The sequence below is a fragment of the Falsirhodobacter deserti genome (genome assembly GCF_004015795.1).
Lineage (GTDB): Bacteria > Pseudomonadota > Alphaproteobacteria > Rhodobacterales > Rhodobacteraceae > Falsirhodobacter > Falsirhodobacter deserti.
In genome coordinates this window covers 234,299-242,938 of record NZ_ML137218.1, presented here as the reverse complement: position 1 = coordinate 242,938, position 8,640 = coordinate 234,299, and the positions used below count along the sequence as shown (strand labels likewise).

Sequence of the window (8,640 nt, the reverse complement as noted above, 5' to 3'; positions counted from 1 at the left end):
GACTGCGCCTTCGCCAGCCTGGATCACCGCAAGCTTCGCACCTGCCGGAACCGTGTCGCCTTCCTTGGCAACGATCTCACCAAGGATGCCCGCTGCGGGGGACGGAACCTCGACCGATACCTTGTCGGTTTCCAGTTCGCACAGCATCTCGTCCTGCGCCACTGCGTCGCCCGGCTTCTTGAACCAGGTGGCAACCGTCGCTTCCGAGACGCTTTCCCCAAGGGCGGGGACCATCACATCGACCATCTTCGCTTCTCCCGAACCGGACTGCTTGGTGCCGGTGTCTTCCGTCTTTGCCGGGGCGGCTGGTTTCGCCGCACCTTCGCCAATCTGCGCCAGCAGGGCATTCACGCCAACCGTTTCGCCCTCGGCGGCGACGATTTCCGTCAGGGTGCCGGCGGCAGGTGCAGGCACCTCCACCGTCACCTTGTCGGTTTCAAGTTCGCACAGCATCTCGTCCTGCGCGACGCTGTCGCCAACCTTCTTGAACCAGGTGGCAACCGTCGCTTCAGAGACGCTTTCGCCCAGTGTCGGAACACGTACTTCGGTCGCCATATCAGCCCCCTACCGTCAAAGCTTCGTTCACAAGCGATTCCTGCTCTGCCTTGTGGCGAGAGGCAAGACCCGTCGCGGGCGAGGCGGAAGCCGCACGTCCCGCATAAACCGCGCGCGAATGTTTCGCGCCGATGCGCGTCAGCACCCATTCAAGGTTCGGCTCCACGAAGGTCCAGCCGCCCTGGTTCTTGGGTTCTTCCTGACACCAGACAATCTCGGCATCCTTGAAGCGCTCCAGCTCTTTCACCAGCGACAGGGCCGGGAAGGGATAGAACTGCTCAAGACGCAGAAGATAGACGTCATCGGCACCGCGCTTGTCACGTTCCGCCAGCAGGTCGAAATAGACCTTGCCCGAGGAGATGACGACGCGCTTGATCTCGGCATCGGGGCGAAGCTTCAGATCCGAATGGCCGCGCTCTGCGTCATCCCACAGGATGCGGTGGAACGTCGAACCATCGGTGAAGTCCGCCGCATCCGAGATGCACATCGGATGGCGCAGCAGCGATTTCGGCGTCATCAGTACCAGCGGCTTGCGGAAGGTCCGGTGCAGCTGGCGGCGAAGGATGTGGAAATAGTTTGCCGGTGTCGAAACATTGGCAACGATCCAGTTGTCGTTCGCGCTCATCTGCAGGAAGCGTTCCAGACGGGCGGAGGAGTGTTCCGGCCCCTGCCCTTCGTAACCATGCGGCAGCAGCATCGTCAGGCCTGACATCCGCAGCCACTTGGACTCGCCCGAGTTGATGAACTGGTCGAACATGATCTGGGCGCCGTTGGCAAAATCGCCGAACTGGGCTTCCCACATCACCAGTGCGTTGGGTTCGGCCAGCGAGTAGCCGTATTCGAAGCCCAGAACCGCATATTCCGACAGCATCGAGTCGATCACTTCATAGCGCGACTGGCCCTGACGGATGTTGTTCAGCGGATAATACCGCTCCTCGGTCGCCTGGTTGACGAAGGCAGAGTGGCGCTGGCTGAACGTGCCGCGGGTGGAATCCTGACCCGAAAGACGCACGGGGAAGCCTTCGATGACCAGCGATCCGAAGGCGAGCGCCTCGGCCGTGGCCCAATCGAAGCCGGTGCCAGTTTCGAACATCTTCTTCTTGGCATCCAGCAGGCGCGAAACCGTCTTGTGCAGTTCGAACCCCTCGGGTGCCGTGGTCAGCGCCTTGCCGATTTCGGCCATCGTATCGGGGGCGATGGCAGTTTGGCCCGCCTGATACTCCTCGCCTTCACGGTTGAGGTGTTTCCAGCGGCCGTCCAGCCAGTCGGCCTTGTTCGGCTTGTAATCCTTGGAGGATTCGAATTCGCCGTTCAGCATCGACTGGAACTGCGCCTTCATGTCCTCGATCTCGCCCTCGGGGATGAGGCCGTCCTTGACCAGGCGATCCGTGTAAAGCTGCAGCGTCGTCTTCTGCTTGCGGATCTTCTGGTACATGGCCGGGTTCGTGAACATCGGCTCGTCGCCTTCGTTGTGACCGAAGCGGCGATAGCAGAAGATGTCCAGAACCACATCCTTGTGGAACTTCTGACGGAACTCGATCGCCACGCGCGCGGCGTGGACCACGGCCTCGGGATCGTCGCCGTTCACGTGGAAGATCGGGGCGTCCACCATCAGCGCGATATCCGTCGGATAGGGCGAGGAGCGCGAGAAGGACGGTGCCGTCGTGAAGCCGATCTGGTTGTTCACGACGATGTGGATCGTCCCGCCGGTGCGGTGACCCCGCAGGCCCGAAAGCCCGAAGCATTCCGCCACGACACCCTGACCTGCGAAGGCGGCATCGCCATGCAGAAGGATCGGCAGCACCGCCGCGCGGCTTTCCGTGTCGTGATACTGGTCCTGCTTGGCGCGGACCTTACCCAGCACGACGGGGTTCACCGCCTCAAGGTGCGAAGGGTTCGCTGTCAGCGACAGGTGGACGTTGTTGCCGTCGAACGTGCGGTCGGCCGAGGCACCGAGGTGGTACTTCACATCGCCCGAACCGTCGACATCGTCCGGCTTGAAGCTGCCGCCCTGGAACTCGTTGAAGATCGCGCGGTAGGGCTTCTGCATGACGTTGGCCAGAACCGACAGGCGGCCCCGGTGCGGCATGCCGATGACGATCTCTTTCACGCCAAGCTGACCACCGCGCTTGATGATCTGCTCCATCGCGGGGATCAGGCTTTCGCCGCCGTCCAGACCGAAGCGTTTCGTCCCCATGTATTTCACATGCAGGAACTTCTCGAAGCCCTCGGCCTCGACCAGCTTGTTCAGGATGGCGCGGCGGCCTTCGCGCGTGAAGGCGATCTCCTTGCCATAGCCCTCGATCCGCTCTTTCAGCCATGCGGCCTGTTCGGGATCGGAAATGTGCATGTATTGCAGCGCAAAGGTGCCGCAATAGGTGCGTTTCACCATCTCCAGGATCTGGCGGAGGCTGCCGACCTGCAGGCCCAGGATGTTGTCCAGGAAGATCGGGCGGTCATAATCCGCCTCGGTGAAACCATAGGTCTTGGGATCCAGTTCGGGGTGATGCGCCACGTCGCGCATGCCGAGCGGATCCAGATCGGCGGCCAGGTGACCGCGGATCCGGTAGGCGCGGATCAGCATGATGGCACGGATCGAATCCAGCACGGCACGCTGAAGCTGGTCCGAGGAAACCTGCACGCCAGCCTCGGCGGCTTTGCCGGTGATCTTCTTCGCGGCGGCCTTCGCGTCGGCGGCAGGCATCATCGGCCATTCGCCCGTCAGCGCGGCCGTCAGATCGTCTACCGGCTGCGGCGGCCAGTCGGCACGGGCCCAGCTGGGGCCTTCCGCAGCACGCTTCACGTCCTGATCGTTTTCGCCCAGTGCCTTGAAGAACTCGGCCCACTGTTCATCGACGCTGGTCGGATCGGCGGCATATCTCGCCTGAAGCTGGTCGATATAATCGGCGTTCGCCCCGTCCATGAAGGCGGAGGCGTGGAATTGTTGGTTGGGGCTTTGTTCCGTCATGGCTGCACCTGACAAATAAGGTTGCGCCGCCCCCCGGAGGGGCGACGCGTTAGGATTATGCGCGACCAAGCGCCTTCATCACCGCCTCGCCCAGGTGGGCGGGGCTTTCGGCGACGACGATACCGGCTTCTTTCATGGCTGCGATCTTGGATTCCGCATCGCCCTTGCCGCCGGACACGATGGCACCGGCATGGCCCATGCGGCGACCCGGAGGTGCCGTGCGGCCTGCGATGAATCCTGCGGTCGGCTTCCAGCGGCCTTTCTGGCGCTGGTCGGCCAGGAACTGGGCGGCTTCCTCTTCGGCGGATCCGCCGATTTCGCCGATCATGATCATGGCTTCGGTTTCAGGATCCGACAGGAACATGTCGAGCACTTCGAGGTGCTCGGTCCCCTTGATCGGGTCGCCGCCGATACCAACCGCCGAAGATTGGCCGAGGCCGAGGTCGGACGTCTGTTTCACGGCTTCATAGGTAAGCGTGCCCGAGCGCGAAACAACACCGATGGAGCCACGTTTGTGGATGTGGCCCGGCATGATGCCGATCTTGCACGCGTCCGGCGTGATGACGCCGGGGCAGTTCGGCCCGATCAGGCGCGAGTTGGAGTTCAGCAGCGCACGCTTCACCTTCATCATGTCCAGCACCGGAATGCCTTCGGTGATGCAGATGATCAGCTCCATGTCCGCGTCGATCGCTTCAAGGATCGAGTCGGCCGCGAAGGGCGGCGGAACATAGATCACCGAGGCGTTGGCGCCGGTTTTGGCCTTCGCATCGTGAACGCTGTCGAAAACCGGCAGGCCCAGATGCTCTTGCCCGCCTTTGCCCGGCGTCACGCCGCCGACCATCTTCGTGCCATAGGCGATGGCTTGTTCCGTGTGGAACGTCCCCTGCGAACCGGTCAGGCCCTGGCAGATGACTTTGGTGTTTTCGTTGACGAGAACGGCCATGGATTACCCCTTCACCGCTTTGACGATTTTTTGCGCGGCGTCGGACAGGTTGTCGCCCGCGATGACGTTCAGGCCAGAGTTCGCGATGATCTCCTTGCCCTGATCCACGTTCGTGCCCTCAAGGCGCACGACCAGCGGAACCTGAAGGCCCACTTCCTTCACGGCGGCGATGATGCCTTCCGCGATGATGTCGCAGCGCATGATGCCGCCGAAGATGTTGACGAGGATGCCCTTCACGTTCGGATCGGAGGTGATGATCTTGAACGCTTCGGTCACCTTTTCCTTCGTGGCGCCGCCGCCGACATCCAGGAAGTTGGCCGGCTCTGCGCCGTAAAGCTTGATGATGTCCATCGTCGCCATGGCAAGGCCTGCACCGTTGACCATGCAGCCGATCTCGCCGTCCAGCGCGATGTAGTTCAGGTCGAACTTGGACGCTGCCAGCTCTTTCGCGTCTTCTTCCGTTTCGTCGCGCAGGGCGGCGATTTCGGGATGACGGTAAAGGGCGTTGCCGTCGAAGCTGACCTTGGCGTCCAGCACCTTGATCTGGCCTTGCGGCGTCACGATCAGCGGGTTGATCTCCAGCATCTCCATGTCCTTCTCGATGAAGGCCTTGTAGAGAAGCTTGACCAGCGCCACGCACTGCTTGACCAGCGCACCTTCCAGCCCAAGGGCGAAGGCGACGCGGCGGCCGTGGAAATCGGACAGGCCCGAAGCCGGATCGACCGAGAAGCTGATGATCTTTTCCGGGGTCGAGGCTGCGACTTCCTCGATGTCCATGCCGCCTTCGGTCGAAACGACAAAGGACACGCGCGACGTGACACGATCAACCAGCAGCGCAAGATACAACTCACGCTCGATGTCCGAACCGTCTTCGATATAGATGCGGTTCACCTGCTTGCCGGCAGGACCGGTCTGGTGCGTGACCAGCGTGCGGCCCAGCATCTGCTTGGCCAGCTCTTCGGCTTCTTCCACCGACTTGGCCAGACGCACGCCACCTTTTTCGCCGGCAGCGGCTTCCTTGAACTTGCCCTTGCCGCGGCCGCCCGCGTGGATCTGCGACTTCACGACCCAAAGCGGGCCGCCCAGCTCACCCGCTGCCGTCTTGGCCTCATCCGCCTTCAGCACGACGCGCCCGTCGGAAACCGGCGCGCCATAGTCGCGCAGAAGCGCCTTGGCCTGATATTCATGGATGTTCATGGCAATGTCCCATGCTGGTGATTTGTCATCTCGATGACATGGATATGGGCAACTGCAAAACGGATTCCGATGGAAATCCGCCTTAATCAGCGGAAAAACGCTTGTTGTGATCACAGTATCAAGCAGTGTGATCACAATATCTGCCCTGCAGCATTGGATGCGGCGATGCAGCATTATGGAACAAAGAAAAAGGCGCGCTCCGAAGAACGCGCCCCTTCATTATTCTGCCCGAAGCGGATCAGGCCAGCGTCGAATCGATTTCCTTGCAAGCGGCCACAAGACCCTTCACGGCATCGACAGACTTATCGAACATCGCCTGTTCGTCGCTGTTCATGCGGATGTCCACGATCCGTTCGATCCCGTCCTTGCCGATGATCGTCGGGACGCCGACATACATGCCGTTCAGGCCGAAAGCGCCGTCGACATAGGCCGCGCAGGGCAGCAGGCGTTTCTGGTCCTTCAGGTAGGCTTCCGCCATCTCGATCGCCGAAGCGGCCGGGGCATAGAAGGCCGAACCGGTCTTCAGCAGGCCGACGATCTCGGCGCCGCCGTCGCGGGTGCGCTGAACGATGGCGTCCAGTTTTTCCTGCGTGGTCCAGCCCATCTGCACCAGGTCGGGCAGCGGGATGCCGGCCACGGTGGAATAACGGGTCAGCGGCACCATCGTGTCGCCGTGCCCGCCCAGAACAAAGGCCGTCACGTCGCGCATGGAAACGTTGAACTCCAGCGACAGGAAGTGGCGGAAGCGAGCCGAATCGAGCACGCCGGCCATGCCGACGACCTTGTTGTGCGGCAGGCCCGAAAATTCGCGCAGGGCCCAGACCATCGCGTCCAGCGGGTTGGTGATGCAGATCACGAAGGCGTTCGGGGCGTGTTCGCGGATGCCCTCGCCCACGGATTTCATGACCTTCAGGTTGATGCCCAGCAGGTCGTCGCGGCTCATGCCCGGCTTGCGCGGCACGCCCGCCGTCACGATGCAGACATCCGCGCCAGCGATATCCTCATAGCTGTTCGCGCCCTTCAGGCTTGCGTCGAAGCCTTCGGCCGGTCCCGACTGCGCGATATCCAGCGCCTTGCCCTGCGGCGTGCCTTCCGCGATGTCGAACAGCACGACGTCGCCGAGTTCCTTGATCGCGGCAAGGTGGGCGAGCGTGCCGCCGATCTGCCCCGCGCCGATCAGTGCAATCTTGGGTCTGGCCATGAAATGTCTCCGGTCCATTGGGATTGTGACGCTGGAATGGGTAGCCCCCGCGGCCCCTCCGGGCAAGTCTGCAGGGCTTCTCCTCCTCCCGCATGGGCGTGGTAGCCTGCGTCTTGCCGTGTCGCAAGTCCTTGCGGCGCCCGCGCGAAGCTGATCCAGTATCCGCGGCACCGGAGGAGGCGGAGATGACGGCAAGGCTATTGCGTTCGGTTCTTTATGTCCCGGCGACCAATCTGCGGGCCATGGCCAAGGCCCGGGATCTGCCGTGCGACGCCATCATCTTCGATCTGGAGGATGCCGTGACCCACGCCCGCAAGAACGAGGCGCGGGCGCTTCTGGGCGAGGCGCTGCGCGGCAACGATTACGGCCGCCGCCTGCGATTGGTGCGCGTGAACACGGCTGCCGATATTCCTGCGCTGGCCGATCTGCCGATGGACGGGATCGTACTGCCGAAGGTTGTGTCAGCCGATTTGCCTGACGCGCCCTGCCCGCTGTGGGTCATGATGGAAACGGTGCTGGCGGTGCTGAACGCCCCCGCCATCGCCGCACATGCAAGCGTTGCGGGCCTGATCCTTGGCACCAATGATCTTGCCCGCGAATTGCGCCTGCCGGACCATCCGGACCGCCTTGGCCTGCACCACGCCCTCGGAACCTGTGTTCTGGCCGCGCGAGCCGCGGGCAAGGCTGTGATCGACGGCGTCCACACCTCCATCACCGATACAGACGCGCTGGTGAAAGAGGCGCGGCAAGGCCGAGACATGGGCTTTGACGGCAAGACCGTTATCCACCCGTCCCAGATCGCGCCGGTGAACGAGGTGTTCTCCCCCTCTGCCGAGGCGGTCGCGCTTGCCCGCGCCCAGATCGTGGCACATGAGGAAGCCGAAGCCCGCGGCGATGGTGTCGCCGTCATGAAGGGCCGCATCGTCGAAGCCCTGCATGTCGAGATGGCCCGCCGCACCCTCGCGCTTCACGAAGCCATAACCCCATGAGGACCGGATGAAACTTTACCGCCTGCTGACCGAGGAGGACACCTCGGCCTTTTGCCACAAGATCACGGCCGCGCTGAACAAGGGATGGGAGCTTTACGGAAGCCCCACCTACAGCTTCGACGCTACGAAGGGCGTGATGCGCTGCGGCCAGGCCGTGGTGAAAGAGGTGCCGGGAGAGTATTCGCCGGACATGAAGCTGGGCGAGCAATGATGTGATCACGGGCGGGATGTTCGTGATCACAAGCATGATTTTTTTGACGCGCTGCATGTAAAACGGGCGATGCAGGGGTTCGCGGCACGTGACTTTGGTATACAGTCAGATATGACAGAACTGCGAAAACCAGCCAGCCCGCCCCACTCGCCTGCGGGCGTGCAAGCAAGAAAAGGGTTCGAACATGGCTGAAGCGAAACGGATTCAGCGGCCTCTTTCCCCCCACCTTCAGGTCTATCGTCCGCAGATCACCTCGATCACGTCGATCCTGACCCGAATCACCGGCAATGCCATGGTGGTGGCCGTGATCCTCATCGTGTGGTGGCTTGTTGCCGCGGCATCGGGGCCCGACGCGTTCCGGACGGCTGACGGATTCATCACCTCGTGGTTCGGTGATCTGGTGATGTCGCTGTCGGTGCTGGGGATGTGGTATCATCTGCTGGCCGGCCTGCGCCACCTGATCTGGGATGCCGGCCTTGCGATGGAAATCCGCACGGCGGAACGGCTGGGCATTGCCTGCCTCGTCGGCTCGGTCGTCCTGACTCTCATCACCCTCGTGCTGGTCTGAGGAGGCAT

Annotated in this window: 8 protein-coding genes; 3 read left to right on the top strand and 5 right to left on the bottom strand. The window is 62.4% G+C overall.

The window, feature by feature from the left end:
• The 5 genes from JX25_RS01210 to mdh form a co-directional block, all read right to left on the bottom strand.
• Nucleotides 1-555, bottom strand: a 555-nt coding sequence (locus JX25_RS01210) for a biotin/lipoyl-containing protein (protein WP_338323015.1), incomplete at its 3' end; no start/stop codon positions are given.
• Nucleotide 556: 1 nt separating this feature from the next.
• A complete protein-coding gene (locus JX25_RS01205) occupies nucleotides 557-3,523 on the bottom strand; it encodes a 2-oxoglutarate dehydrogenase E1 component (protein ID WP_128253310.1) in 2,967 nt (988 codons plus the stop codon).
• 55 nt (nucleotides 3,524-3,578) lie between these two features.
• Entirely contained in the window at nucleotides 3,579-4,466 is an 888-nt protein-coding gene (sucD, locus tag JX25_RS01200; protein WP_128253309.1) for a succinate--CoA ligase subunit alpha, read from the bottom strand.
• Nucleotides 4,467-4,469: 3 nt separating this feature from the next.
• The gene (gene sucC / locus JX25_RS01195) at nucleotides 4,470-5,663 is read right to left on the bottom strand and encodes an ADP-forming succinate--CoA ligase subunit beta (protein WP_128253308.1); all 1,194 of its coding nucleotides are present in this window, start codon (nucleotides 5,661-5,663) and stop codon (nucleotides 4,470-4,472) included.
• 238 nt (nucleotides 5,664-5,901) lie between these two features.
• Complete coding sequence (gene mdh / locus JX25_RS01190; protein ID WP_128253307.1) at nucleotides 5,902-6,864, bottom strand: malate dehydrogenase; 963 nt, start codon at nucleotides 6,862-6,864, stop codon at nucleotides 5,902-5,904.
• A 185-nt stretch (nucleotides 6,865-7,049) separates the two neighbouring features.
• Here mdh and JX25_RS01185 point away from each other — a divergent pair, with 185 nt between their 5' ends.
• The 3 genes from JX25_RS01185 (at nucleotide 7,050) to sdhC (ending at nucleotide 8,632) form a co-directional block, all read left to right on the top strand.
• The gene (locus tag JX25_RS01185; protein ID WP_128253306.1) at nucleotides 7,050-7,853 is read left to right on the top strand and encodes an HpcH/HpaI aldolase/citrate lyase family protein; all 804 of its coding nucleotides are present in this window, start codon (nucleotides 7,050-7,052) and stop codon (nucleotides 7,851-7,853) included.
• Nucleotides 7,854-7,860: 7 nt separating this feature from the next.
• Nucleotides 7,861-8,064 (top strand): DUF1737 domain-containing protein, encoded by a 204-nt coding sequence (locus JX25_RS01180; RefSeq protein ID WP_128253305.1) that lies wholly within the window; start codon nucleotides 7,861-7,863, stop codon nucleotides 8,062-8,064.
• Between the two features lie 184 nt (nucleotides 8,065-8,248).
• On the top strand, nucleotides 8,249-8,632 hold the full coding sequence (gene sdhC, locus JX25_RS01175) for a succinate dehydrogenase, cytochrome b556 subunit (protein ID WP_128253304.1): 384 nt from the start codon (nucleotides 8,249-8,251) through the stop codon (nucleotides 8,630-8,632).
• The last annotated feature ends 8 nt before the right edge of the window (nucleotides 8,633-8,640 follow it).

Bases quoted from the DNA above. Each gene is read 5' to 3' on its own strand.
- sdhC (WP_128253304.1), top strand. From the start codon at position 8,249: ATGGCTGAAGCGAAACGGATTCAGCGGCCTCTTTCCCCCCACCTTCAG.
- sucD (WP_128253309.1), bottom strand. From the start codon at position 4,466: ATGGCCGTTCTCGTCAACGAAAACACCAAAGTCATCTGCCAGGGCCTG.
- sucC (WP_128253308.1), bottom strand. From the start codon at position 5,663: ATGAACATCCATGAATATCAGGCCAAGGCGCTTCTGCGCGACTATGGC.
- JX25_RS01205 (WP_128253310.1), bottom strand. From the start codon at position 3,523: ATGACGGAACAAAGCCCCAACCAACAATTCCACGCCTCCGCCTTCATG.
- JX25_RS01185 (WP_128253306.1), top strand. From the start codon at position 7,050: ATGACGGCAAGGCTATTGCGTTCGGTTCTTTATGTCCCGGCGACCAAT.
- JX25_RS01180 (WP_128253305.1), top strand. From the start codon at position 7,861: ATGAAACTTTACCGCCTGCTGACCGAGGAGGACACCTCGGCCTTTTGC.
- mdh (WP_128253307.1), bottom strand. From the start codon at position 6,864: ATGGCCAGACCCAAGATTGCACTGATCGGCGCGGGGCAGATCGGCGGC.